Below are 23,125 nucleotides of genomic sequence, written 5' to 3' on the forward strand. Positions count from 1 at the left end.
GGTTACATTCCGAACCCGGAAGCTAAGCCTCACAGCGCCGATGGTACTGCAGGGGGGACCCTGTGGGAGAGTAGGACACCGCCGGACTTCTTTTAGACAGAAAAGCCACCCAATGTTGGGTGGCTTTTCTGCGTTAACGTGCGTTCGCGGCTACACACGCTTCGGCTCACCGCTTGATGCGGGATTCGAGCACGGCAGCCGTCTCGATCACGGGATCCGCGAGCGCGCTTTCATCGAGCTCGCCCCCCGCCCAGGTCACCGCGACCGCGGCGACGGGCCACCCCGCATGATCCCGGACGACGGCGCCGACGCTGCGCAGGCCGTCGGCGACCTCGCTGTCCTCCGTGGCATACCCTCGTGCGCGTACCGTGCGGAGCAGCTCGCGCAGCTCGCTCGGTGTGCGCGGACCCAGTCCTGTGCGATCGGGAAACGCAGAGGCGCTCGGATAGAGTGCGCGGACCTGTTCGCGGGGAAGCGCCGCCAGCATCGCGCGACCCGATGCGGTCAAGTGGGCAGGAAGCCGCACACCGACATCGGTGATGAGGGCTTGGCGCCGAGGCGCACGCTCCTCGACGATATAGAGCACATCTCCTCCGCTCATCATTGCGAGGTGCGCACTCTCCCCGAGGCGATCGGAGAGAGCGGCGACGAGCGGTCGTCCGAGACGCGCGAGGGGCTGCTGTCGTGCGTAGCCTCCCGCGAGTTCGAACGCGGACGTGCCGAGGCCCCAGCGCCGGTCCTCCTTCATGTGCAGCACGAAGCCGTGCGACGCGAGAGTGGTCAGCAGGTGATAGACGGTCGAGCGCGGCAGCTCGAGTTCGCGGGCGATGGCCGATGCGGCGACCGGTGCCGGCCGTCCGGCCAGGTAGCGCAGGATCCGCAGGGTGTTGTCTGCTGCCGGGACCTGGGCTGCGGCATCCGCTGTGTCTGGGATCACAGACACAGGATCCCACGAACCGCTGTCGCCCGCGACTCGACGGGTGTGGAATCGAGACATGACCGAACTGCCGCCCGTCCTCGTCGGTGACGCCCCTCTGCGCCATGCCGATCTCGTCGCCGTCGCCCGCCACGGGGCGGCGGTCACGATCAGCGCCGCAGCCCTCTCCCGGGTGGCGGACACTCGCCGGGTGATCGACGGGCTCGCCGCCGACCCGAACCCGCACTATGGCGTCTCCACCGGATTCGGCGCACTCGCCACGACGTTCATCGCGCCGGATCGGCGGCTCCAGCTGCAGGCGAGCCTCATCCGGTCGCACGCGGCGGGAACCGGCGCCGAGGTCGAGCGCGAGGTCGTGCGCGGTCTGCAGCTTCTGCGCCTGCAGACCCTGGCCTCTGGGCGAACGGGAGTCCGCCCTGTCGTCGTCGAGACGTACGCGGCGCTGCTGAACGCGGGCATCACCCCGATCGTCCGCGAGTACGGCTCGCTCGGCTGCTCGGGCGACCTGGCACCTCTCGCACACATCGCGCTGGCCACGATGGGCGAGGGAGACGTCCGCGCAGCGGATGGCGCACTCGTTCCGGCATCCGCTGCGCTCTCCGCCGCGGGGATCGAGCCGCTCACCCTCGTCGAGAAGGAGGGGCTGGCGCTGATCAACGGCACCGATGGAATGCTGGGGATGCTCGTGCTGGCTCTGCACGACCTCGAAATGCTGCTGTTCACGGCAGACATGGCGGCGGCGATGTCGGTGGAGTCTCAGATGGGGACGGACGCCGTGTTCGCGGCAGATCTCATGGCGCTGCGCCCGCAGTCGGGCCAGGCGGAATCGGCCTCGAACCTGCGGGCGTTCCTGCGCGATTCCCCGATCGTGCACAGCCACAAGGGGCCGGAGGACGGCCGCGTGCAGGATGCGTACTCGCTGCGCTGCTCGCCTCAGGTGCATGGCACGGCGCGCGACACGATGGGCTACGCGTCGACGATCGCCGAGCGCGAGCTCGCCAGCGTGATCGACAACCCCGTCATCACCGTCGACGGTCGCATCGAGTCGAACGGCAACTTCCACGGCGCCCCGGTCGCTGCGGTGCTCGACTTCCTCGCGATCTCTGTCGCGGACGTCGCATCGATCTCCGAGCGTCGTACAGACCGGGCGCTCGACCCGGCACGCAACCACGGTCTGCCTCCGTTCCTGGCAGACGAGGTCGGCGTCGACTCGGGCCTGATGATCGCTCAGTACGCCTCCGCGGGCATCGTGTCGGAACTCAAGCGCCTCGCGGTGCCGGCGTCCGTCGATTCGATCCCTTCGTCGGCGATGCAGGAGGACCACGTGTCGATGGGCTGGGCCGCGGCCCGCAAGCTCCGTCGGGCGATCGACGGACTCGGTCGTGTCATCGCCATCGAGATCCTCACCGGCGCTCGTGCGCTGGACCTGCGCACTCCGTTGCAAGCCGGACCTGCGACCGGAGAGGTGCGCGACCTGGTGCGCACCGTCGCCGCAGGACCGGGGCCCGATCGATTCCTCTCCCCAGACATCGAAGCCGTGACCGCACTCGTGCAGTCCGGCGCCATCGCCCGCATCGCAAAGGAGCACGCGCATGACTGACCCTTCGACAGGCTCGGGGACCACCGCTTCGACAAGCTCAGGGACCACCGCTTCGACAAGCTCAGGGCCGCGCGTGGTCCGGGCCGCCCGCGGCAATGAGCGCACGGCCAAGAGCTGGGGCGCCGAAGCGGCGAAGCGGATGCTGATGAACAATCTCGATGCCGAGGTCGCCGAGCACCCCGAAGACCTCGTGGTCTACGGCGGCACCGGCAAGGCGGCGCGCAGCTGGGAGGCGTACGACGCGATCGTCCGCACCCTCGACGAGCTCGAGCCCGATGAGACGTTGCTCGTGCAGTCGGGCAAACCGGTCGGTGTGTTCCGCACCCACGAGTGGGCGCCGCGGGTGCTCATCGCGAACTCGAACCTGGTGGGCGACTGGGCGAACTGGCCCGAGTTCCGCCGGCTCGAAGAGCTCGGTCTGATCATGTACGGCCAGATGACCGCGGGGTCGTGGATCTACATCGGCACCCAGGGCATCCTGCAGGGAACCTACGAGACGTTCTCGGCGGTCGCCCGGTCGCTCGGCAAGGAATCGCTCAAGGGCACGCTGACGCTGACCGGCGGTGCCGGTGGGATGGGCGGCGCGCAGCCGCTCGCGGTCACGCTCAACGACGGGGCGGTGCTCATCGTCGACGTCGACGAATCGCGCCTCGCCCGTCGGGTCGCGCACGGTTACCTCGACGAATACACGACAGACCTCGACGCGGCGGTCGCCCGCGTCGTCGCGGCGAAGGACGCCGGGGAGGCACTGTCGGTCGGTGTCGTCGGCAACGCGGCGGAGGTCTTCCCCGAGCTGCGGCGACGGGGCGTGCCGATCGACATCGTCACCGACCAGACCAGTGCGCACGATCCGCTCGCCTACCTGCCGGTGGGCATCTCGGTCGGCGAGTGGAAGGCCGAGGCCGAGCGGGATGCCGAGGAGTTCACCCGCCGCTCGCGCGAATCGATGGCGCAGCACGTCGCGGCGATGGTTGCGTTCCAGGATGCAGGGGCGGCGGTCTTCGACTACGGCAACTCGATCCGTGCCGAGGCGCAGCTGGGCGGCTTCGACCGCGCCTTCGAGTTCCCCGGATTCGTGCCTGCGTACATCCGCCCTCAGTTCGAAGAGGGCCGCGGCCCCTTCCGCTGGGCGGCTCTCTCGGGCGACCCCGAGGACATCTACAAGACCGACCGCGCGATCGCCGAGCTCTTCCCTGAAGACAGGGCCCTGCACCGCTGGCTCGAGAAAGCGGGCGAGAAGGTGCACTTCGAAGGTCTGCCCGCCCGCATCTGCTGGCTCGGTTACAAGGAACGCCACCTCGCCGGCCTCAAGTTCAACGAGATGGTGGCATCGGGTGAGCTGGCTGCGCCGATCGTGATCGGTCGTGACCACCTCGACTCGGGTTCGGTCGCATCGCCCTACAGAGAGACCGAGGCCATGAAGGACGGCTCGGATGCCATCGCCGACTGGCCGCTCCTGAACGCGCTGCTCAACACGGCATCCGGTGCATCATGGGTATCGCTGCACCACGGCGGCGGGGTCGGGATCGGCCGCTCGATCCACGCAGGCCAGGTCACCGTGGCCGATGGCTCGGCGCTCGCCGCCGAGAAACTCGAACGCGTACTCACGAACGACCCGGGCACCGGCGTCATGCGACACGTCGACGCCGGGTACGAGCACGCTCGCGACATCGCCCGTGAGCGCGGCCTGAAGGTGCCGATGCTATGAGCACCACGCTGATCACGAACATCGGAGAGCTGACGACCAACGTCGGCTCGTCCGACGGCGACCGCTTCGGCACCCTCGTCGACGCGGCCGTTCTCATCGACGGCGAGCGGATCGCCTGGGTCGGCTCCGCCGCCGACGCACCGGATGCCGACGAGATCGTGGATGCGGCCGGTCGCGCCGTCATCCCCGGGTTCGTCGACAGTCACAGCCACCTCGTGTTCGGCGGCGATCGTGCCGTCGAGTTCGAGGCGCGCATGGCGGGGCAGAAGTACGCCGCCGGCGGCATCCGCTCGACCGTCGCGGCGACCCGAGCCGCGAGCGATGACGAGCTGCGCGCGCGACTGCGCGGGTTCGTCGACGAACTGCTCGCGCAGGGCACGACGACGGTCGAGATCAAGAGCGGGTACGGGCTGAGCGTTGCGGACGAGGAACGCCTCGTCCGCCTCGCTTCAGAGGTCACACCGGAGGTCACGTTCCTCGGCGCGCATGTCGTGCCCGCGGACTATGCCGACCGCGCCGACGAATACGTCGACCTGGTGACGGGGCCGATGCTCGACGCCTGCGCTCCGCACTCGAAATGGATCGACGTGTTCTGCGAGACCGGGGCGTTCTCGGTCGAGCAGTCCCGACGCGTGCTCGAAGCCGGCATCGCGAAGGGACTCCGGCCCCGCGTGCACGCGAGTCAGCTCGGTCCGGGCGAGGGAGTCCGTCTCTCGGTCGAGCTCGGCGCGGCATCCGTCGACCATGGAACCTACCTGACGGATGCCGATGTCGCTGCGCTCGCGGCATCCGACACCGTGCTCACGCTGCTGCCCGGCGTCGAGTTCTCGACCCGTCAGCCGTACCCCGATGCGCGTCGACTCATCGACGCGGGCGTCGCTGTGGCGATCGCGTGCGACACGAACCCGGGATCGAGCTTCACCTCGTCGATGCCGTTCTGCATCGCGATCGCCGTGCGCGACATGGGGATGACACCCGGCGAAGCCGTATGGGCGGCGACCGCCGGTGGCGCCCTGGCGCTGCGGCGCGACGACGTCGGCGTGATCACGCCGGGTGCGCGGGCCGATCTCGTGCTGCTGAAAGCTCCCACTCGCATCCATCTCGCGTATCGACCGGGTGTGCCGCTCGTTGCACGGGTCTGGAAAGACGGTGTCGCGGCGCTCTCATGATGCGCTGAACCTGGAGCGGTCGCCGGCACACGCGCCGCAACAGTCTGCGGCAGCCTGCAATCTCATGCGACTGCATGTGGGTGCTTCGTTCCGGGCCCGCCATGGCCGATGCCTCTGACTGCTGCGGCGGCGAGTACGCCCGCGGCGGGGATGAGATTGATGCTCAGGCCGGGTTGTAGAACGGTCGCGACGATCAGCATGACTGTCGCGACGATCCCGAGAATCCATGAGAACGGCCCGGTTGGCACGAGGCTGAGCAGGCCGACCAGCACGCCGATCGCGCTGATGAGCGCTGCCGGGCCGACCGCGTCTGCCCAGTACTCCGCGCCCGTCATGGGTGCGTGCTCGTCCTGAACGTGCGTCGTCGACCCGTACCAGGTCAGTCCGAGGATCCACGCGGTGGACGAGGCTGCGAGAAGCACGAGACTCAGTCGGGCCGGTCGATCGTGACTTACGAACAGGGCGACGAGAGAGCCGACGACCACGACGACGAGCCACATGATGCCGAGGATCCCGGCCATGCCGAGGTACCCGATGCCGTCGCTGCAGATCCAGGTGCCCGCTCCCTCAGAGCCGGGCGGTTGCATCCCGCAATTGTGGTGCAGCTGGTCCCGAACGAGATCCAGGACCGAGCTCGCGAGGACGAAGGCGACGACGCCGCTGGCGAGTACGGACAGCGCTGCAAGGGATCGGCGGACCCATCGGCCAGCCGCTCTTCTATGGCCTGAACTGATGACGGTGTCGGCGGCGTCCATAGGTGAGGACCCTAGCAACACGACCTGGAACTGCAGCGGCAGGAGCCGGAGTCACACCCCGGGAATGACCAGGTGCGCGATCGTGAAGATCGCGAGACCTGCGAGTGCGCCGACGAACGTGCCGTTCAGGCGGATGTACTGCAGGTCGCGGCCGACCATGAGCTCGATCTTCTCGGTGGTCTCGACCGGGTCCCAGCGCTCGACGGTGTCGGTGATGATCGACGCGATGTCGTGGCGGTAGCGGTCGACGAGGAACACCGCGGCATCCGAGACCCACGTGTCGACGCGGCGCTGCAGCGCGGCATCCGTCGTCAGCCGTTGGCCGACCTCCTGCAGAGCCTGGGCCGCGCGCACGCGCAGTCCGCTCTCGGGGTCGGCGAGGGCGGCGAGCAGTCCGTTCTTGGCCGTGTTCCACGCCTCGGCGGCGAGGGCGCCCACGCGCGGGCTGTCGAAGAGCGACGACTTGGCGTTCTCGAGCTTGGCCCGGGTCTCCGGGTCGTTCTGCAGGCTGTCGGCGAGGCGGGCGAGGTACCCGTCGACGGCGATACGGGCCGGATGCTGCGGATCGGCCTGCACCGCACGCACGAACTTCACGGCCTCGTTGTAGGCGGTGTCATCGACGAATCGGTGCGCCAGCTTCGGCACCCATCCAGGGAGTCTCCGCGAGATGAGCCCCGAGAACGACTCGGCGTTCGCGTCGAGCCAGCGTCCGATGCTGTCGGCGGCGAGGTCGACGGCTCCGTGGTGGGCGTCGGCCTCGACGATCTTCTCGAGCCAGGCGCCGGCGGGTGGACCCCACTCGGGGGAGACGAGGTGCTCACGGGCCAGGTCGGTGATGAGGTCGCGCACGTCGTCGTCGCTGAGGGCGTTGAGCACGGCCGTCGCGATCGTCGCCCCCTCCGCGCCCACGCGCTCGGCGTGGGCGGGCTCGCTCAGCCACTCGCCCGCGCGCTTCGCGATCGCGGTGCTGGCGAGCTTGGTGCGCACGACGCTCGCCTCGAGGAAGTTCGTCTCGACGAACTCGCCGAGGGTGCGGCCGATCTCGTCCTTGCGGTTCGGGATGATCGCGGTGTGCGGAATCGGCAGGCCGAGTGGCCGACGGAAGAGCGCGGTCACGGCGAACCAGTCGGCCAGGGCACCGACCATGCCGCCCTCTGCGGCTGCACGCACGTAGCCCAGCCAGGGCTGTCGCTCTTGGAAGGCGAACGCGAAGACGAACACGACAGCCATGAAGATCAGTGCGCCCAGCGCCACCGCCTTCATGCGTCGGAGGGCGCGAAGCCGCGCCTGGTCTGCGGGCGACAGGAGCGCCATCGGTGTTCGCGGCATGACGTCATCCTTTCACGCGGAGTCCTCAGTGCGGGGCGGTCAGCAGCACCAGCGCCGTCGCCCTATCGGTCGGTGGCGCTGTGTAGTACTCTCACTACATTCCGAAGTGAGGTGCATCGTGTTCACCATGACCGCTCGAGAGTTCAATCAATCCGTCGCACGCGCGCAGCGCGTCGCCGAGGACCAGCCCGTGATGATCACGAAGCGCGGCGAGCCCGCCTACGTGCTGCTCTCGATCGAGGAATACACCCGGCTCGCCCCGGATCGACCCCGATCGATTCTCGAGTTCCTCGCGATGCCGGCGGATGACCTCGCGGGGGACGACGGCGAGTTCGACCGCATCATCGACGAGATCGTCGCAGACCGGAAGGACGATTTCGGTCGTCCTCCGATCGAGTTCTGACTGATGTACCTGATCGACACGAACACGTTCTCCGAGGCGAGGCGAGGCGCGGAACCGCGGTCGGCGTCGCCGCGCGGACGTGGATGGAGAGCGGGGCGCCGGAGACGCTCCATATGAGCGTCATCACGGACTACGAGCTCGAAGTCGGTGTGCTCGGACTTCAGCGACGCGATCCGCGTCAGGCGCGCGCGATCCGGCGGTGGCTGGACGCGCTCCGCCTCGGGCTCGGCTCTCGCATCCTTCCCATCTCTCCGCAGATCGCGCGCACGTGCGCCGCTCTCAACGTTCCGGATCGTCGTCCGTGGGCCGATGCGCTGATCGCGGCAACCGCGCTGCACCACGGACTGACGCTCGTCACTCGAAATGAGCAGGACTTCGACATCCCCGGGCTCACGGTCCTCAACCCGTTCTCGGGCTGACACGCGCAGTACCCGAGTACCCTCGAAACGTGATCGAAGACATCAAGAAGCGTGCACTGCACCGCACCAGCATCCTCGAAGGTCAGATGCGCGGCGTCGCGCGGATGATCGAGAACGAGGAGTACTGCATGGACATCATCACGCAGTCCCGCGCGATCCAGCGCTCACTGGAGTCCCTCAATCGCCTGCTGCTCGAGAACCACCTGCGCACGCACGTGACGCACATGTTCGACGAGGGTGGGGAGGAGCGCGACAAGGCCGTCGACGAGCTGCTCAAGGCGTTCGACTTCGACCGCAAGTAGAGCCGCGCTCCGCCGCCGTCACCGCGTGCCGTCGAAGACCTCGCCCTCCATCGCGTCGTAGCCCTCGGCCTGCGGGTCGCCGTGCGAGCCGCCCGACAGCGCGTACTCCTCTTCGGGGGAGAGGATGAGGCGGTGCCGGAAGAACAGGCCGAATCCGAGCAGGATGATCGCGTAGACGATCGCGATCGCGATGATCGCCGGACCGAACGTCGGGTTGAGCAGGAAGCCGACGAAGATCAGTGCGGCGATCACCAGGGCGATGACCGCACCCGGGATGCCCCACGGGCTCACGTATGGGCGATCGACGTTCGGGAACTTCTTGCGCAGGATGATGAACGACACGAGCTGCAGCCCGTAGGCGACGACGGCTCCCCACACGGCGATGTTCAGCACGATCGCGCCGGCGACCGTTCCCGCGCCCTCGGAGTCGACGGCGGTGAGCACGTCGAGCACGATGAGGGCCACGAAGCCGATCGCGGCACCCACGGTGAGCGCGACCCACGGGGTCTGACGCTTTCCGGTCAGCGAGAGGAAGCGCGGGTAGTACCCGGCCCGCGACAGCGAGTACATGTTGCGTCCATAGGCGAACATGATGCCCTGCAGCGAAGCGAGCAGGCCGATGAGGGCGAACAGCGCGAGCACGGCGGCGAGCTGGTCGCCGACGATCGCACGGAAGCCGTCGAGCAGCGGCTCTCCGGCCTTGCCGGTCGCCTCGGCGCCGATGACGCCCGTGTTCAGGAACAGCACCAGGAGACCGGTGACGATGAGCGTGCCGCGTGCCCAGAAGCCTGCCTTCGGGATGTCGCGCGTCGGGTTGTGCGACTCCTCGGCTGCGAGCGGCAGCTCCTCGATGCCGAGGAAGAACCACATCGCGAACGGCAGCGCGAACAGGATCGGCAGGACGCCGTGGGGGAGGAAGGTCGACTGGCCCTCGTCGGGGACGATGTCCCACAGGGCGTCCCACGAGAACGCGCCCGAGAAGAGCGCCATGGCGGAGAACACGAGGATGATGCCGATGGAGATCACCGAGACGACGATCGCGAAGCGGAACGAGATCGCAGCGCCTGCGGAGTTCAGGGCGATGAACACGATGTAGAGGATGAGATACCAGGCCCACCCGGGCAGCTCCAGGCCGAGCAGTTCGCTCGTGATGCCATTGGCATACGACGCCGAGAAGTAGACGATCACCGCCGTGGTCGCGACGTACTCGATCGTCTCGGCGGCGCCGGTGACCAGGCCGCCCCAGGGGCCCATGGCCGAGCGGGCGAACGAGTACGCCCCGCCGGTGTGCGGCATCGCGGCCGCCATCTCGCCGATCGCGAAGATCATGCCGTAGTACATCGCCACGAGGATCGCGAAGGCGATGAGCATCCCGCCGAAGCCCGCGAACTCGATGCCGAAGTTCCACCCCGAGAAGTCGCCCGAGATCACCGCGGCGACCGCGAGGCCCCACAGGCCCCAGACTCCGGCCGACCTCTTCAGGGTGCGTTTCTCGAAATAGTCACTCCCGGCGCGTGTATAGGTCGCTCCGGCGACCTTGCGGGATTCATTGCTCTGCTGGGACATCCGCTCTCCGTTCGCATGCGTGCAGGCGCCGGGTGCACCTTGCGGATGATTGTGGCAGTCAATGGTGGTTTCGTCTACCTTTAAACGGCGCGGTGATCTACTCTGAGGGCGAAGCCGGTCGGCCGATCGCTTCACCGCACGAGAACGGAGCGTCAGATGTCGGGCAACCTGAGCATCGAACAGCTGGATGCCGGCATCGCCGCCGGCGAGATCGACACGGTGATCGTGGCCTTCGCGGATGCGCAGGGGCGACTGGTCGGCAAACGCGTGTCGGCACGGCTGTTCCAGGAGGACATTCTGGCTCACGGCGCCGAGGCGTGCGACTATCTGCTCTCGGTCGACGTCGACATGAACACGGTCGACGGCTACGCGATGTCGGGCTGGGATCGCGGCTACGGCGACATGGTGCTCAAGCCCGATGTCGAGACGCTCCGCAACATCCCGTGGATCGAGGGCACCGTGCTGGTGATGGCTGACCTCGTCTGGCAGAACGGCGAGCCCGTCGGCCCGTCGCCGCGCGCGATCCTCGACCGCCAGCGCGACCGCCTCGCGGAACGCGGCTGGACCGCGTACTCCGGCACAGAGCTCGAGTTCATCGTCTTCGACAACACGTACCGCGACGCGTGGGCACGCAAGTACGAGGGGCTCACCCCGGCGACCGACTACAACGTCGACTACAACCTGCTCGCCTCGACCCGCATGGAGCCGCTGCTGCGCGACATCCGCAACAGCATGGACGGTGCGGGGCTCTATTGCGAGGGCGTGAAGGGCGAGTGCAACTTCGGGCAGCAGGAGATCGCGTTCCGCTACGCGGAGGTGCGCGAGACCGCCGACCAGCACGCGATCTACAAGAACGGCGCGAAGGAGATCGCCGAGCAGCACGGCCAGGCGCTCACGTTCATGGCCAAATTCAACGAGCGCGAGGGCAACAGCTGTCACATCCACCTGTCGCTGCGCGACGAGTCGGGCGCTCCGGTGATGGCGGGTGACGGCGAGCACGGCTTCAGCCCCGTGATGGAGCACTGGATCGCCGGCATCCTCGCCACGCTGCGTGAGTTCACCCTGCTGCTCGCGCCGAACATCAACTCGTACAAGCGCTTCGCGAAGGGCAGCTTCGCGCCGACCGGTGTGGCGTGGGGCATCGACAACCGCACGTGCGCTCTGCGGGTGGTCGGCCATGGATCGGGCCTGCGGGTCGAGAACCGGGTGCCCGGCGGAGATGTGAACCCGTACCTCGCGATCTCGGCCATCATCGCGGGCGGTCTGCACGGCATCGAGAACGAGCTGCCGCTGCCCGAGCGCTTCACCGGCAACGCCTACGAGGATGCGGTCGACCACCTGCCGACGACGCTGCGCGAGGCTGCGAAGCTCTTCAGCGAGTCGGCCGTCGCGCGAGCGGCCTTCGGCGACGACGTGGTCGAGCACTACCTGAACCAGGCGCGCATCGAGGTCGAGGCCTACGACGCGGCCGTCACCGACTGGGAGCGTATCCGTGGTTTCGAGCGCCTCTGACCCGGCGCCGCTGATCGGCGTCACCACGTACCTCGAGCGCGCGCAGCAGGGGGTGTGGGATGTGCGGGCGGCGTTCCTGCCCGAGCAGTACCTCACGAGCGTGACCTCCGTCGGCGGCGTCGCGCTTCTTCTCCCACCACAGGATCCGGATGCCGCAGAGGCGGCGATCTCGGGCATGCACGGCCTCGTGCTCTCCGGCGGGGCGGACGTCGCGCCGGAGCTGTACGGCGAGGACCGGCATCCGCTCACCGATCCGGCGAGGGCGGACCGCGACGCGTGGGAGCTCGCCCTGTTCCGTGCGGCGGAGCGCCGCGGCATCCCGGTGCTCGCGATCTGTCGAGGTCTGCAGCTCGTGAACGTCGCCCGCGGAGGCACCCTGCAGCAGCACCTGCCCGAATCGCTCGGCACCGAGAAGTACCGCATCGGCGGCGGGGTCTTCGCCGAGAACGACGTCGAGGTGTCGACGGCGACGCCGCTCGCCGGGATCATCGGCGAGACCGAGATGCGCGTGCACAGCTACCACCACCAGGGCGTCGATCGTCTCGGCGACGGTCTCGTCGCGGCGGCGCACTCCGACGACGGCCTCGTGCAGGCCTTCGTCGACACCTCGGCCGGTCACATCGTCGGCGTGCAGTGGCACCCCGAGGAGAACGCCGAGGACCGGCGCCTCTTCGCAGATCTCGTCTCACAGGCCCGCGCGTTCGCCGCGCGGCGGAAGGAGGACGCCCGATGAGCGCGTTCACAGTCATCAACCCGTCGACCGGCGCGGCGATCCGCGAGATCGTACGCGCCGACATCGGAGACGCGGATGCCGCGATCGCCCGCGCCGTCTCGGCGCAGCGCCGGTGGGCCGCTCTCGCCCCCGTCGCTCGCGCGGATGCGCTGCGTGCCTTCGCCCGCACGGTCGAGGGCGCCGCCGAAGAACTCGCGCAGCTGGAGGTGCTGAACTCCGGGCATCCGATCGGCTCCGCCCGGTGGGAGGCGGGCCATGTCGCACAGGTGCTCAACTACTACTCGGCCGACCCCGAGCGTCTGTCTGGCCGGCAGATCCCGGTGGCGGGCGGACTCGACGTCACCTTCCACGACCCGTACGGCGTGGTCGGCGTCATTGTGCCGTGGAACTTCCCCATGACGATCGCGGCGTGGGCGTTCGCGCCGGCGCTCGCCGCAGGCAATGCCGTGGTGCTCAAGCCCGCCGAGCTCACGCCTCTCACAGCCATCCGGCTCGGAGAGCTCGCCCTCGAAGCGGGCCTTCCCGAAGGCCTCTTCGAGGTCGTCACCGGATCGGGCTCCGTCGTCGGACAGCGGCTCGTCGAGCATCCGGATGTCCGCAAGGTCGTCTTCACCGGATCGACCGAGGTCGGCATCGAGGTCGCGGCCGGATGCGCGCGCGCACTCAAACCCGTCACTCTCGAACTCGGCGGCAAGAGCGCCAACATCGTCTTCGCGGACGCCGACCTCGAGAAGGCCGTCGCCGCGGTTCCGGGCTCGGTCTTCGACAACGCGGGGCAGGACTGCTGCGCTCGCAGCCGGCTGCTCGTGCAGCGGTCGGTGTACGACCGGTTCCTCGAAATGCTCGAACCGGCTGTCGCCGCCTGGCGGGTGGGTGACCCGTCGAGTGCCGACACCGACATGGGGCCTCTCATCTCGGCCGCGCACCGCGACACGGTGTCGGGGTTCCTGGACGACGCGAACATCGCGTTCCGCGGCAGCGCTCCGAGCGGCGACGGATTCTGGTTCGCGCCCGCCGTCGTGCTCGCCGATCCGTCTGACCGGATCGCGCAGCAGGAGGTGTTCGGGCCCGTGGTCGCAGTGATGCCGTTCGAGGACGAGGCCGACGCGATCCGCCTGGCGAACGACACCGCCTACGGCCTCGCCGGATCGATCTGGACCGAGAACCTCGGTCGCGCCGTGCGTGTCTCGCGAGGGGTGCAGAGCGGTGTCCTGTCGGTGAACTCGCACTCTTCGGTGCGGTACGCGACGCCGTTCGGCGGCATGAAGGCATCCGGTCTCGGGCGTGAGCTCGGACCCGACGCCGCCGAGCACTTCACCGAGACCAAGAACGTCTTCTTCGCGACCGACGAATCCTGACCCGCTCACACACACCCTGCAACGGAGAACACACATGACCATCGATCTGACCCAGCGCCTCAAGGACCGCGTCGCCATCATCACGGGCGGCGCGAGCGGAATCGGCTTCGCCACGGCCCAGCGCTTCGCCGCAGAAGGCGCGTTCGTCGTCATCGCCGACGTCGACCCCGCCACGGGCGAAGCGGCCGCGGCCGAGGTGGGCGGCGTGTTCCGTCCGGTCGACGTCGCCGACGAGGCCATGGTCGACACGCTGTTCGACGGGGTCGCGGCGGAGTTCGGCCGCATCGACATCGCGTTCAACAACGCCGGCATCTCGCCCGCCGACGACGACTCGATCGAGACGACCGAGCTGCCGGCCTGGGATCGCGTGCAGGACGTGAACCTCAAGAGCGTGTACCTGTGCAGCCGTGCAGCGCTGCGCCACATGGTGCCGGCAGGTCGGGGGTCGATCATCAACACGGCCTCGTTCGTCGCGTTGCTCGGGTCGGCGACCTCGCAGATCAGCTACACCGCGTCGAAGGGCGGAGTGCTCGCGATGTCGCGTGAACTCGGCGTGCAGTTCGCCCGGCAGGGGGTGCGCGTCAACGCGCTGTGCCCCGGACCGGTGAACACCCCGCTGCTGCAGGAGCTGTTCGCGAAAGACCCCGAGCGGGCGCAGCGGCGACTCGTGCATGTGCCGATGGGGCGGTTCGCCGAACCGTCGGAGCTCGCCGCGGCCGTGGCCTTCCTCGCCTCGGACGACTCGTCGTTCATCACCGCCAGCGCCTTCGTCGTCGACGGCGGCATCACCAACGCCTACGTCACCCCGCTGTGAAGCGGGACCATGTCGCTGTGACAGGCTGAGAAGCATGAGCGAGCACCCATCCGACGGCGATCTCGTCGGGGTGCGCCGGGCGGTCTACCGTCCACTGCGCCGAGGCAACGCCCTCGAGGATGCGGTCGCTCGGCTCGTGCAGACCATCCGTCTCGGCGTGGTCGCGCCAGGAGAGTCGCTGCCACCCGAGCGCGAGCTCGCGGCATCCTTCGGAGTGAGTCGCGACACCGTGCGCGAGGCGATCCGCGAGCTCGCCGACACCGGCTATCTGGTTCCGAAGCGCGGTCGGTACGGCGGCACGTTCGTCGCGGATCCGCTGCCGCAGCCCTCGGATGCCGGAGCAGTGACCGCCGCCGAGATCGACGACGTGCTGGGTCTGCGGCGGGTGCTCGAGACCGGCGCGGTGCGTGCGGCTGCGGGCCGCACTCTGGATGCGGCGACTCGTGCCGACCTGTGGGCCCGGCACGAGGCAGCGCTGCCGGCCGGTCCCGAGGAGTACCGCCGGCTCGACACCCTGCTGCACCTCGCGATCGCCGAGGCCGCCGGCATCCCGTCGCTCGTCGCACTCGTCGCCGAGAACAGGGCCGACGTCAACGCGTGGCTCGACACGTTCCCGCTGATGCCGCGCAACATCCAGCACTCGGGCGAGCAGCACGAGCGCATCGTCACGGCGATCCTCGCCGGGCGTCCCGATGTCGCCGAGGCCGCGATGCGCGACCACCTCGCGGGGTCGGAGGTGCTGCTGCGCGGGTTCCTGATCTAGAAGCCGCGCAGCAGGACTCTCAGCTCGCGGCGTGCTCGTCGGCGACGGTGAGGGCCTCGTCGAGCACGGCGAGACCGCGCACCAGCTCGTCCTCGCCGATCACGAGCGGCGGAGCCACGTGCATGCGGTTGAAGTGCGTGAACGGCCAGACGCCGGCCTTCTTCGCCGCGGCGGCGAATGCGGCGACCGGCGCAGCATCCGCTCCGCTCGCGTTGAACGGCACGAGCGGCTCGCGCGTCGCCTTGTCGCGCACGAGCTCGACGGCCCAGAAGAGGCCGCGCCCGCGCACCTCTCCGACGCTCGGGTGCGTGTCGACCCAGCCGCGCAGCGTCGGCTCGACGATGCGCTCGCCCAGGTCGCGTACGCGCTCGAGGATGCCGTCGCGGCGGAACACCTCGAAGGTCGCGACGCCCGCGGCACAGGCGAGCGGGTGGCCCGAGTACGTCAGTCCGCCCGCGAAGGGCGTGGTGTCGAAGGCGCGCGCGATCCGCTCGGAGATGACGACGCCACCCAGCGGCACGTAGCCGGAGTTCACGCCTTTGGCGAAGGTGATCAGGTCGGGGCGCCCGTCGTAGGCGTCGATGCCGAACCACTCGCCGAGCCGTCCGAAGCCGACCATGACCTCGTCGGCGATGTAGACGATGCCGTAGCGATCGCACAACTCGCGCACGCCCTGCAGGTAGCCGGTCGTCGGCACCAGCACGCCGTTGGTGCCGACGACCGTCTCGATGATGATCGCGGCGATCGTCTGAGGGCCCTCGAGCTGGATCGTCTGCTCGAGGTGGGCGAGTGCGCGCTCGGATTCCTGCTCCGGCGTCTCGGCGTGGAACGGCGAGCGGTAGAGGTAGGGACCGAAGAAGCGCACCGCGCCAGAGTCGGGGGTGCCGTTGGCCCACCGGCGAGGGTCACCCGTGAGCGAGATCGCCGTGGAGGTCGACCCGTGGTAGCTGCGGTACATCGAGAGCACCTTGTGGCGACCGGTCGACTGGCGGGCCATGCGCACCGCGTACTCGTTGGCCTCGGCGCCGCCGTTCGTGAAGAAGACCTTCTCGAACCCCTCGGGTGCGACCTCGACGATGAGCCGGGCGAGCTCGCCCCGCACGTCGTTGGCCATGGCCGGCTGGATCGTCGAGAGGCGACCGGCCTGCTGCTGGATCGCCGCCACGAGATCGGGGTGCTGGTGCCCGAGGTTCAGGTTCACCAGCTGGCTCGAGAAGTCGAGGTACGCGTTGCCGGCGTAATCCCAGAACGTCGAGCCCTCGCCCGCGGCGACGGGAAGCGGGTCGATCAGGCCCTGCGCGCTCCAGGAGTGGAAGACGTGGCCGCGGTCGTCAGCCCGCACCTGCGCCTCGGCCTCGGGGGCGGGGAGCGGGTGCGATGCGCCGTGGCGATCGGTGAAGGTCGTCATGTCGTGTGTCGCTCTCTGGCTCAGTGGTTGCTCGGGAAGCCCAGGTCGATCTGCGAGGGCGTGTGGTCGGGCCAGCGCGTGGTGACCACCTTCGACCGAGTGTAGAAGTGCACCGACTCGGGACCGTAGATGTGCGAGTCGCCGAACAGCGAGTCCTTCCAGCCGCCGAAAGAGTACGCGCCGATCGGCACGGGGATCGGCACGTTGACCCCGACCATGCCGACCTCGATGTCGAACTCGTACTGACGGGCGGTGCCGCCGTCACGAGTGAAGATCGCCGTGCCGTTTCCGTAGGCGTTCGCGTTGACGAGGTCGACGGCCTCGGCATACGTCTCGACGCGCACGACCGAGAGCACCGGCCCGAAGATCTCGTCGTCGTAGACCTTCATGCCCGGCGCGACCTGATCGATCAGGCTGACTCCGATGAAGAAGCCCTCGGAGTCGAACTCCTTCGTCGTGCCGTCGACGACGACCGTCGCTCCTTCGTCCGCGGCTCCCGTCACGTACGAGGCGACGCGGTCGCGGTGCTCGCGCGTGATGAGCGGACCCATCTCGCTCGCGGCGTCGGTGCCGGCGCCGATCGTCAGGCCGCCGATGCGCGAGGCGATCGCGGCGACCAGGTCGTCGGCGATGTCGCCCACGGCGACCAGCACCGAGACGGCCATGCAGCGCTCGCCGGCCGACCCGTAGGCGGCCGAGATCGCGGCGTCGGCGGCGGCGTCGATGTCGGCATCCGGCATCACGACCATGTGGTTCTTCGCGCCGCCGAGCGCCTGCACCCGCTTGCCGGCGTTCGCGGCGCGCTGGTAGATCGAGCGGGCGATCGGGGTCGAGCCCACGAAGCTGATCGCGTTCACGCGTGGCGACTCGAGCAGAGCGTCGACGGCCTCCTTGTCGCCGTGCACGACATTGAGCACGCCGTCGGGCAGACCTGCCTCCTGGAAGAGCTTCGCAAGCCAGACAGCCGCCGAAGGGTCTTTCTCGCTGGGCTTGAGCACGACCGTGTTGCCGCACGCGATCGCCGAGGCGACCATCCACAGCGGCACCATCACGGGGAAGTTGAACGGGGTGATCGCGGCGACCACACCGACCGGCTGCTTGACCGAGTGCACGTCGACGCCGCGCGACACCTGCTCGCTGCGCTCGCCCTTGAGGAGGTGCACGAGACCGGCGGCGAACTCGACGTTCTCGATGCCGCGCGACACCTCGCCGGCGGCATCCGAGAGTACTTTGCCATGCTCCGACGTGACGATCGCCGCGAGTTCGGGTGTGCGCTCCTTGAGCAGCTGACGCAGGCGGAAGAACACGTCGGCGCGCTTGATGAGGCTCGTCTCGCGCCAGGCGGGCAGAGCGGATGCCGCGGCGGCGATCGCCTCGTCGACCTCTGCGGTCGAGGCGAAGGCGACCTGCTTGGTGACCTGTCCGGTGGCGGGGTCGAAGATCTGCCCCGTGCGCGCGGCCTCGGCGGTCTCTGCTCCATTGATGATGTGACGGACGATGTCCACGGGGCTCCCTCGCAGTGTGTGATCCGCATCGAACATTCTGACCGAGGTTCGATACGCTGGCTTTCTCCCATGATCACAGAGCAAGAGGGGCTGGCCCGGTGTCAGAACGTAGCGAGATCAGCGGCAATCGTACAGATCGTCCGGCGATGGCTGCCTATCTCACGGTCGCTGACGTGCTGGGGGAGCCGGCCGTGCAGGCGGGCGAGCCCGACGTGCTCGTCGGGGGTGCGGCGCTGGACGCCGCGGTGCGGTGGGTGCACGTCTCCGACAGCGTCGGCGTCGCGCGTCTGCTCGACGGCGGTGAGCTGCTGCTGACGACGGGCGCGGGCTGGCCCGCCGACGCCGCAGAGCTGCGTGACTTCGCGACGAGCCTGCATCGGGCGGGCATCGCCGGCATCGTCGTCGAGGTCGGGACAGCGCGCGATGCCGTGCCGCAGGCGGTCGTCGACGTGTGCGCCACGGTCGGTCTCGCTCTCATCGCGCTCACCCACGAGGTGAAGTTCGTCTCGGTGACCGAGTCGGTGCACCACGCGCTGATCGCCGCGCAGACGCAAGCCCTGCACGAGCGGCAGCATCTGCACGAGCTGTTCACCGCACTGAGCCTGCAGGGGGCGCCGGCCGATGTGGTGGTGGCCGAGACCGCCCGCGCTCTCGGTGCCCCGGTGGTGCTCGAGAACCTCGCGCGGGAGGTGATCGCGGCCGAAGGGCTCGGGATGCCGATCGCCGAGGTGCTCGACCGCCGAGGCGACGCCGAGCAGGTTGCCGTGCAGGCGCGAGGAGTGCGCTGGGGCACGCTTCTCGCGCTTCCCGGCCCGGCACACGCCGCCGGCCGCGTCACCGTGCTCGAGCAGGGGGCGACCGCTCTCGCGTTCGGCTGCATCGCCGACGGCGGCGATGCGGAGTGGTCACTCCTCGCACAGCGGGCCGTGATCGACGATCTCCTCGGCGCGCGCTTCGCGAGGGCGGAGGACATCGACGCCCGCCTGCGCGCAGGAGGATTCGCGCTCGCGGGACGCCACTGCCATGGGATCGTCGCCCGCGGTTCGGCGTCGATCAGCGAACTCGCCTATCGCGCACGGCAGGCGGGCTTCGCCGTGGTCGCGGCCCGCGTGGCCGACGACGACGTCGCGCTGCTGTCGCTGCCGGCATCCGCGGTGCTGTCCGACGAGGTGCTGCTGCGCATCGCCGGCCCCGATCGCGCCGTCTTCGTGGGTCCGGTCGCGGACGAGGTGATCGGCCTGCTCGGGTCACTCCGCGCGGCGCGTGATCTCGCTGACAGCGACAGGGCCGAGGCCGGAGCGAGGGTGCGCCGCGTCGATGACCGCCCGCTCGAGCGTCTGGTGGCGACCCTGCGCGACGACCACCGACTGCACGAGCACAGCGAGCGGATGCTGGCGCCGCTGATCCGCCATGACCAGGAGCGCCGGGGTGACCTGCTCGACGTGCTCGCGGCGCTCGTCGCCCACCCGGGTAACCGCTCGGCGGCGGCCGCCGCGAGCCACCTGTCACGGTCGGTGTTCTATCAGCGCCTCGCGCTGATCGGCGACCTCCTCGAGGCCGACCTCGACGACGGTGAGACGATCGCCGCGCTGCACCTCGCCCTGCTCGCGAGGCGGCGCACCGCGGCATCCGCCTGAGCCGTTGCCTGGCATTGCGCCACTTCGGGGGCCGACACGCCATGTGTCGGACGCGCCTGCACGGGGCGTTCGGCGTCTGGTGTGTCGGCCCCCGAAGCGAGCGTCAGAGCACCGACTGCGCGTCGGTGAGCACGCTCCGCAGGATCTGCTCGATCTCACGGAACTCGGCCGGGCCCACCGTGAGCGGCGGCGCGAGCTGGATCACGGGGTCGCCGCGGTCGTCCGCGCGGCAGTAGAGGCCAGCCTCGAACAGCGCGGGAGAGAGGAACCCCCGCAGCAGCCGTTCGGACTCGTCGTCGTCGAACGTCTCCCTCGTGGCCTTGTCTTTCACGAGCTCGATGCCGAAGAAGTAGCCGTCGCCGCGCACATCGCCGACGAGGGGCAGATCGAGCAGCTTCTCGAGCTCGGCGCGGAACAGGGGCGAGTTCTCACGCACCCGCTCGTTGAGCCCCTCCTCGTCGAAGATCGCGAGGTTCTCGAGAGCGACCGCTGCCGAGACGGGGTGGCCGCCGAACGTGTAACCGTGCGGGAACGACACGTCGCCCTTCGAGAACGGCTCGTATATCCGGTCGCTCACGATGGTGGCGCCGATCGGCGAGTAGCCGCTCGTCATGCCTTTGGCGCACGTGATCATGTCGGGCACGTAGCCGAGTCCGGTGCACGCGAAGGTGTGTCCGAGACGGCCGAACGCGCAGATGACCTCGTCCGAGACGAGCAGCACGTCGTGGCGGTCGCAGATCTCGCGCACCCGGGCGAAATATCCGGGAGGCGGAGGGAAGCATCCGCCCGAGTTCTGCACGGGCTCGAGGAAGACGGCCGCGACCGTATCTGCGCCCTCGAACAGGATCATCTCCTCGATGCGGTCGGCGGCCCAGCGCCCGAACGCCTCGAGGTCGTCGCTCGGGCCACCCATCTCGGCCGCGCGGTAGAAATTGGTGTTGGGCACCCGGAAGCCACCGGGCGTGACAGGTTCGAACATCGACTTCATCGCCGGGATGCCGGTGATGGCCAGGGCGCCCTGCGGCGTGCCGTGATAGGCGACGGAGCGCGAGATCACCTTGTGCTTGGTGGGCTTGCCCATCAGCTTCCAGTAGTGCTTCGCGAGCTTGAACGCGGTCTCGACCGCCTCGCCGCCTCCGGTCGAGAAGAACACGCGGTTGAGGTCGCCGGGGGCCTCATCGGCCAGACGGTCGGCGAGCTCGATGGCCGCGGGGTGCGCATAGGACCACAGCGGGAAGAACGACAGCTCGGATGCCTGCGTCGCTGCGGCCTCGGCGAGACGGCGGCGTCCGTGCCCGGCGTTGACGACGAACAGCCCCGAGAGACCGTCGAAGTACTCTTTGCCCTTCGAATCCCAGATGCGGTGTCCGTCGCCCTTGACGATGATCGGCACACCGTTCTTCTCCATCGTGGACTGCCGCGTGAAGTGCATCCACAGGTGGTCCTTGGCCATGGCCTGCAGTTCGGCCTCGGACGGAGTCGTGCGGTGCGTGCTCATCTGGTCCCCCAGTTGTAGAGCTGCTTCTGCAGCTTGGCGTAGATGAAGGTCTCGGTCGACAGCACGCCGTCGATCGGGCGGATGTGGTCGTTGATGAGGGCGAGGAGGTCTTCGTCGTCCTCGCAGACGACCTCGGCGAGGATGTCGAACGAGCCGACCGTGATCACCACGTAGTCGATCGCGGCGATCTCGGCGATGGCCTCGGCGACCACGCGGGTGTCGCCCGAGACGCGGATGCCGATCATCGCCTGCCGGGCGAAGCCCAGCTGCATCGGATCGGTCACCGCGACGATCTGCATCACGCCGGACTCGGTGAGACGCTGCACGCGCTGGCGCACGGCGGCCTCGCTCAGGCCGACCTCACGCCCGATGTCTGAGTAGGAGCGTCGGCCGTCTTCCTGCAGCAGTTCGATGATCGTCTTGGCGACACCGTCCAACGGGGGGTGCTTCTTCGAAGGCGTCATGATGCGATCCTCGCACCAGGGCGGGCTGTCTTCAACCGATTCCGCAGAATTACCGGAGTCGCAGCGGGCAAACCGCAGAATATCGCGGTCAGGAATCGAGTGGACCCAGCCAGGCGCTCGCCGCGGTGGCGTGTGCCGATTCGGGATCAGACGGGTGGAAGGCCCCCGCGAGCACATCACGGTAGAGGCGCGAGAGCTCGTTCGAGGAGAAGTACGAGCCACCGCCGGCGACCAGCATCGCCTGATCGACGACGTGCTTCGACATCGTGATCGCCCGGTGCTTGACGCCTGAGAGCAGGGTGAACCAGCGGGCACCGTTGTCGACCTTCTCGTCGACATCGCGGGCGAGCACGGCGATCTGCGGAGGGAGGGCATCGTACGCGAGGCCCATGTCGGCGATGCGCCAGCGGATGTCCGGGTCCTGACTGTACGCCGCACCCGTCTTCTTCGAGCGGCGCTTCTGCGCGGTGAGCACGGCCAGGTCGAGCGCACGGCGCGCGATGCCCGTGTAGACCGAGGCGAGCAGGATCTCGAAGACCGAGAAGATGCCGAAGACGATGGGGTCGGGGTTCGGGCCCGGATCGATGCGGCGCACCACATGCGCGGCATCCGCCGTGGCTCCGTCGAGTCGGGTCGTGCGGCTCTGAGTGCCCCGCATGCCGAGAGTGTCCCAGTCGTCGCCCGTGACGACCGCATCGGTGCGGTCGACGAAGGCGAAGACGAGCTTCGGGGCGTCGGCGCTCGTCGTGTCGAGCCCGTGCAGGCCGAGCTTCGTCCAGACCGGCGCGAGCGAAGTGAAGATCTTCGTGCCGGTGAACGCGTAGCCGCCGTCGGCGCTGGGCACGGCATCGGTGTCGCTGCCGAACAGCACCAGATCGTTGCCGCCCTCGCTGATGCCGAAGGCGAAGACCTCGCCGGCGACCGCGCCGTCCTGCACGAACTCGAGGCCCGGCACTCCGCGGTCGGAGAACACCTTGGCGACGCCCGTCCACACGAGGTGCATGTTGATCGCGAGGGCCGTGGCCGGGGCGGCCGTGGCGAGACGCTGCTGGAGGATCGCCGCCTCGGCGAGTCCGAGACCAGCGCCCCCGCGCTCGGTCGGCACGAGGATCGACAGGTAGCCGGCGTCGCGCAGCTCGTCGAGATCCTGCTCGGGGAACGTGTTCTCGCGGTCATGGATCGGTGCCCGCTCGCGGATGCGCTCGAGCAGGTCGTCGGGAAGATACGCGGTCGGGTCGAACATGC

At 68.9% G+C, this 23,125-nt stretch carries 21 protein-coding genes and 1 rRNA gene; 13 read left to right on the forward strand and 9 right to left on the reverse strand.

The window, feature by feature from the left end:
- Positions 1–87, forward strand: a 5S ribosomal RNA gene (gene rrf, locus ACIOU8_RS12990); the annotation flags it as partial.
- A 79-nt stretch (positions 88–166) separates the two neighbouring features.
- Here rrf and ACIOU8_RS12995 read toward each other — a convergent pair.
- Positions 167–943, reverse strand: coding sequence for an IclR family transcriptional regulator (locus tag ACIOU8_RS12995; protein WP_400790135.1), 777 nt, complete (start codon positions 941–943; stop codon positions 167–169).
- A gap of 52 nt (positions 944–995) precedes the next feature.
- Here ACIOU8_RS12995 and hutH point away from each other — a divergent pair, with 52 nt between their 5' ends.
- From hutH to hutI, 3 genes are read left to right on the forward strand one after another with little or no spacing between them, the layout of a single operon-like run.
- Complete coding sequence (hutH, locus tag ACIOU8_RS13000; protein ID WP_400790137.1) at positions 996–2,537, forward strand: histidine ammonia-lyase; 1,542 nt, start codon at positions 996–998, stop codon at positions 2,535–2,537.
- Positions 2,530–4,245 carry a urocanate hydratase gene (gene hutU / locus ACIOU8_RS13005; RefSeq protein ID WP_400790140.1) on the forward strand — a complete coding sequence of 572 codons (1,716 nt, stop codon included), beginning with the start codon at positions 2,530–2,532 and terminating at the stop codon, positions 4,243–4,245. The genes hutH and hutU overlap by 8 nt, the downstream gene beginning before the upstream one ends.
- The gene (hutI, locus tag ACIOU8_RS13010; protein ID WP_400790142.1) at positions 4,242–5,414 is read left to right on the forward strand and encodes an imidazolonepropionase; all 1,173 of its coding nucleotides are present in this window, start codon (positions 4,242–4,244) and stop codon (positions 5,412–5,414) included. Before hutU ends, hutI begins: the two co-directional genes overlap by 4 nt.
- Positions 5,415–5,476: 62 nt before the next feature.
- On the opposite strand, the gene ACIOU8_RS13015 is transcribed toward hutI, so the two are convergent.
- Both ACIOU8_RS13015 and ACIOU8_RS13020 read right to left on the reverse strand, forming a co-directional pair.
- Positions 5,477–6,001 (reverse strand): hypothetical protein, encoded by a 525-nt coding sequence (locus tag ACIOU8_RS13015; RefSeq protein WP_400790144.1) that lies wholly within the window; start codon positions 5,999–6,001, stop codon positions 5,477–5,479.
- A gap of 219 nt (positions 6,002–6,220) precedes the next feature.
- The gene (locus ACIOU8_RS13020; RefSeq protein WP_400790147.1) at positions 6,221–7,498 is read right to left on the reverse strand and encodes a DUF445 domain-containing protein; all 1,278 of its coding nucleotides are present in this window, start codon (positions 7,496–7,498) and stop codon (positions 6,221–6,223) included.
- Positions 7,499–7,625: 127 nt separating this feature from the next.
- Between ACIOU8_RS13020 and ACIOU8_RS13025 the strand changes: the two genes are divergently transcribed.
- Genes ACIOU8_RS13025 through ACIOU8_RS13035 form a run of 3 tightly spaced genes read left to right on the forward strand, consistent with a single transcriptional unit; the run spans position 7,626 to position 8,622 of the window.
- Entirely contained in the window at positions 7,626–7,901 is a 276-nt protein-coding gene (locus ACIOU8_RS13025; RefSeq protein ID WP_400790149.1) for a type II toxin-antitoxin system prevent-host-death family antitoxin, read from the forward strand.
- Entirely contained in the window at positions 7,898–8,320 is a 423-nt protein-coding gene (locus ACIOU8_RS13030; protein WP_400790693.1) for a type II toxin-antitoxin system VapC family toxin, read from the forward strand. The genes ACIOU8_RS13025 and ACIOU8_RS13030 overlap by 4 nt, the downstream gene beginning before the upstream one ends.
- 29 nt (positions 8,321–8,349) lie before the next feature.
- Positions 8,350–8,622, forward strand: a complete 273-nt coding sequence (locus tag ACIOU8_RS13035) for a metal-sensitive transcriptional regulator (protein WP_042537810.1) — start codon at positions 8,350–8,352, stop codon at positions 8,620–8,622.
- Positions 8,623–8,640: 18 nt separating this feature from the next.
- On the opposite strand, the gene ACIOU8_RS13040 is transcribed toward ACIOU8_RS13035, so the two are convergent.
- Positions 8,641–10,188 (reverse strand): amino acid permease, encoded by a 1,548-nt coding sequence (locus ACIOU8_RS13040; RefSeq protein WP_400790153.1) that lies wholly within the window; start codon positions 10,186–10,188, stop codon positions 8,641–8,643.
- 156 nt (positions 10,189–10,344) lie between these two features.
- Here ACIOU8_RS13040 and ACIOU8_RS13045 point away from each other — a divergent pair, with 156 nt between their 5' ends.
- Genes ACIOU8_RS13045 through ACIOU8_RS13065 form a run of 5 tightly spaced genes read left to right on the forward strand, consistent with a single transcriptional unit; the run spans position 10,345 to position 15,368 of the window.
- Positions 10,345–11,700, forward strand: a complete 1,356-nt coding sequence (locus tag ACIOU8_RS13045) for a glutamine synthetase family protein (protein ID WP_400790154.1) — start codon at positions 10,345–10,347, stop codon at positions 11,698–11,700.
- Entirely contained in the window at positions 11,681–12,433 is a 753-nt protein-coding gene (locus ACIOU8_RS13050; RefSeq protein ID WP_400790156.1) for a gamma-glutamyl-gamma-aminobutyrate hydrolase family protein, read from the forward strand. Before ACIOU8_RS13045 ends, ACIOU8_RS13050 begins: the two co-directional genes overlap by 20 nt.
- Positions 12,430–13,791 carry an aldehyde dehydrogenase family protein gene (locus tag ACIOU8_RS13055; protein ID WP_400790158.1) on the forward strand — a complete coding sequence of 454 codons (1,362 nt, stop codon included), beginning with the start codon at positions 12,430–12,432 and terminating at the stop codon, positions 13,789–13,791. The genes ACIOU8_RS13050 and ACIOU8_RS13055 overlap by 4 nt, the downstream gene beginning before the upstream one ends.
- Positions 13,792–13,825: 34 nt before the next feature.
- Positions 13,826–14,605 (forward strand): 3-oxoacyl-ACP reductase, encoded by a 780-nt coding sequence (locus tag ACIOU8_RS13060; protein WP_400790160.1) that lies wholly within the window; start codon positions 13,826–13,828, stop codon positions 14,603–14,605.
- A 34-nt stretch (positions 14,606–14,639) separates the two neighbouring features.
- Complete coding sequence (locus ACIOU8_RS13065; protein WP_400790163.1) at positions 14,640–15,368, forward strand: FadR/GntR family transcriptional regulator; 729 nt, start codon at positions 14,640–14,642, stop codon at positions 15,366–15,368.
- A 19-nt stretch (positions 15,369–15,387) separates the two neighbouring features.
- Here the strand turns inward: ACIOU8_RS13065 and ACIOU8_RS13070 are convergent, their stop codons facing one another.
- The gene (locus ACIOU8_RS13070; protein WP_400790165.1) at positions 15,388–16,776 is read right to left on the reverse strand and encodes an aspartate aminotransferase family protein; all 1,389 of its coding nucleotides are present in this window, start codon (positions 16,774–16,776) and stop codon (positions 15,388–15,390) included.
- 20 nt (positions 16,777–16,796) lie between these two features.
- Complete coding sequence (locus ACIOU8_RS13075; protein WP_400790168.1) at positions 16,797–18,281, reverse strand: CoA-acylating methylmalonate-semialdehyde dehydrogenase; 1,485 nt, start codon at positions 18,279–18,281, stop codon at positions 16,797–16,799.
- 146 nt (positions 18,282–18,427) lie between these two features.
- Between ACIOU8_RS13075 and ACIOU8_RS13080 the strand changes: the two genes are divergently transcribed.
- Positions 18,428–19,918, forward strand: coding sequence for a PucR family transcriptional regulator ligand-binding domain-containing protein (locus ACIOU8_RS13080; protein WP_400790169.1), 1,491 nt, complete (start codon positions 18,428–18,430; stop codon positions 19,916–19,918).
- Between the two features lie 103 nt (positions 19,919–20,021).
- Here ACIOU8_RS13080 and ACIOU8_RS13085 read toward each other — a convergent pair whose 3' ends face one another.
- The 3 genes from ACIOU8_RS13085 to ACIOU8_RS13095 all read right to left on the reverse strand — a co-directional run bounded on the left by ACIOU8_RS13085 (position 20,022) and on the right by ACIOU8_RS13095 (position 23,123).
- Entirely contained in the window at positions 20,022–21,416 is a 1,395-nt protein-coding gene (locus ACIOU8_RS13085) for an aspartate aminotransferase family protein (protein WP_400790172.1), read from the reverse strand.
- Positions 21,413–21,880, reverse strand: a complete 468-nt coding sequence (locus tag ACIOU8_RS13090; RefSeq protein ID WP_400790174.1) for an Lrp/AsnC family transcriptional regulator — start codon at positions 21,878–21,880, stop codon at positions 21,413–21,415. The genes ACIOU8_RS13085 and ACIOU8_RS13090 overlap by 4 nt, the downstream gene beginning before the upstream one ends.
- Positions 21,881–21,968: 88 nt before the next feature.
- Positions 21,969–23,123, reverse strand: a complete 1,155-nt coding sequence (locus tag ACIOU8_RS13095) for an acyl-CoA dehydrogenase family protein (protein WP_400790696.1) — start codon at positions 23,121–23,123, stop codon at positions 21,969–21,971.
- Positions 23,124–23,125: the final 2 nt, after the last annotated feature.

It is taken from the genome of Microbacterium sp. NPDC087589, assembly GCF_044743635.1.
Taxonomy (GTDB): domain Bacteria; phylum Actinomycetota; class Actinomycetes; order Actinomycetales; family Microbacteriaceae; genus Microbacterium.

What these genes read in the sequence shown, in the direction of transcription:
- hutH (WP_400790137.1), top strand. Translation starts at nt 996, where the DNA reads ATGACCGAACTGCCGCCCGTCCTCGTCGGTGACGCCCCTCTGCGCCAT.
- hutU (WP_400790140.1), top strand. Translation starts at nt 2,530, where the DNA reads ATGACTGACCCTTCGACAGGCTCGGGGACCACCGCTTCGACAAGCTCA.
- hutI (WP_400790142.1), top strand. Translation starts at nt 4,242, where the DNA reads ATGAGCACCACGCTGATCACGAACATCGGAGAGCTGACGACCAACGTC.
- ACIOU8_RS13015 (WP_400790144.1), bottom strand. Translation starts at nt 6,001, where the DNA reads ATGCAACCGCCCGGCTCTGAGGGAGCGGGCACCTGGATCTGCAGCGAC.
- ACIOU8_RS13020 (WP_400790147.1), bottom strand. Translation starts at nt 7,498, where the DNA reads ATGCCGCGAACACCGATGGCGCTCCTGTCGCCCGCAGACCAGGCGCGG.
- ACIOU8_RS13025 (WP_400790149.1), top strand. Translation starts at nt 7,626, where the DNA reads ATGACCGCTCGAGAGTTCAATCAATCCGTCGCACGCGCGCAGCGCGTC.
- ACIOU8_RS13040 (WP_400790153.1), bottom strand. Translation starts at nt 10,188, where the DNA reads ATGTCCCAGCAGAGCAATGAATCCCGCAAGGTCGCCGGAGCGACCTAT.
- ACIOU8_RS13045 (WP_400790154.1), top strand. Translation starts at nt 10,345, where the DNA reads ATGTCGGGCAACCTGAGCATCGAACAGCTGGATGCCGGCATCGCCGCC.
- ACIOU8_RS13055 (WP_400790158.1), top strand. Translation starts at nt 12,430, where the DNA reads ATGAGCGCGTTCACAGTCATCAACCCGTCGACCGGCGCGGCGATCCGC.
- ACIOU8_RS13060 (WP_400790160.1), top strand. Translation starts at nt 13,826, where the DNA reads ATGACCATCGATCTGACCCAGCGCCTCAAGGACCGCGTCGCCATCATC.
- ACIOU8_RS13065 (WP_400790163.1), top strand. Translation starts at nt 14,640, where the DNA reads ATGAGCGAGCACCCATCCGACGGCGATCTCGTCGGGGTGCGCCGGGCG.
- ACIOU8_RS13070 (WP_400790165.1), bottom strand. Translation starts at nt 16,776, where the DNA reads ATGACGACCTTCACCGATCGCCACGGCGCATCGCACCCGCTCCCCGCC.
- ACIOU8_RS13080 (WP_400790169.1), top strand. Translation starts at nt 18,428, where the DNA reads ATGGCTGCCTATCTCACGGTCGCTGACGTGCTGGGGGAGCCGGCCGTG.
- ACIOU8_RS13085 (WP_400790172.1), bottom strand. Translation starts at nt 21,416, where the DNA reads ATGAGCACGCACCGCACGACTCCGTCCGAGGCCGAACTGCAGGCCATG.
- ACIOU8_RS13090 (WP_400790174.1), bottom strand. Translation starts at nt 21,880, where the DNA reads ATGACGCCTTCGAAGAAGCACCCCCCGTTGGACGGTGTCGCCAAGACG.
- ACIOU8_RS13095 (WP_400790696.1), bottom strand. Translation starts at nt 23,123, where the DNA reads ATGTTCGACCCGACCGCGTATCTTCCCGACGACCTGCTCGAGCGCATC.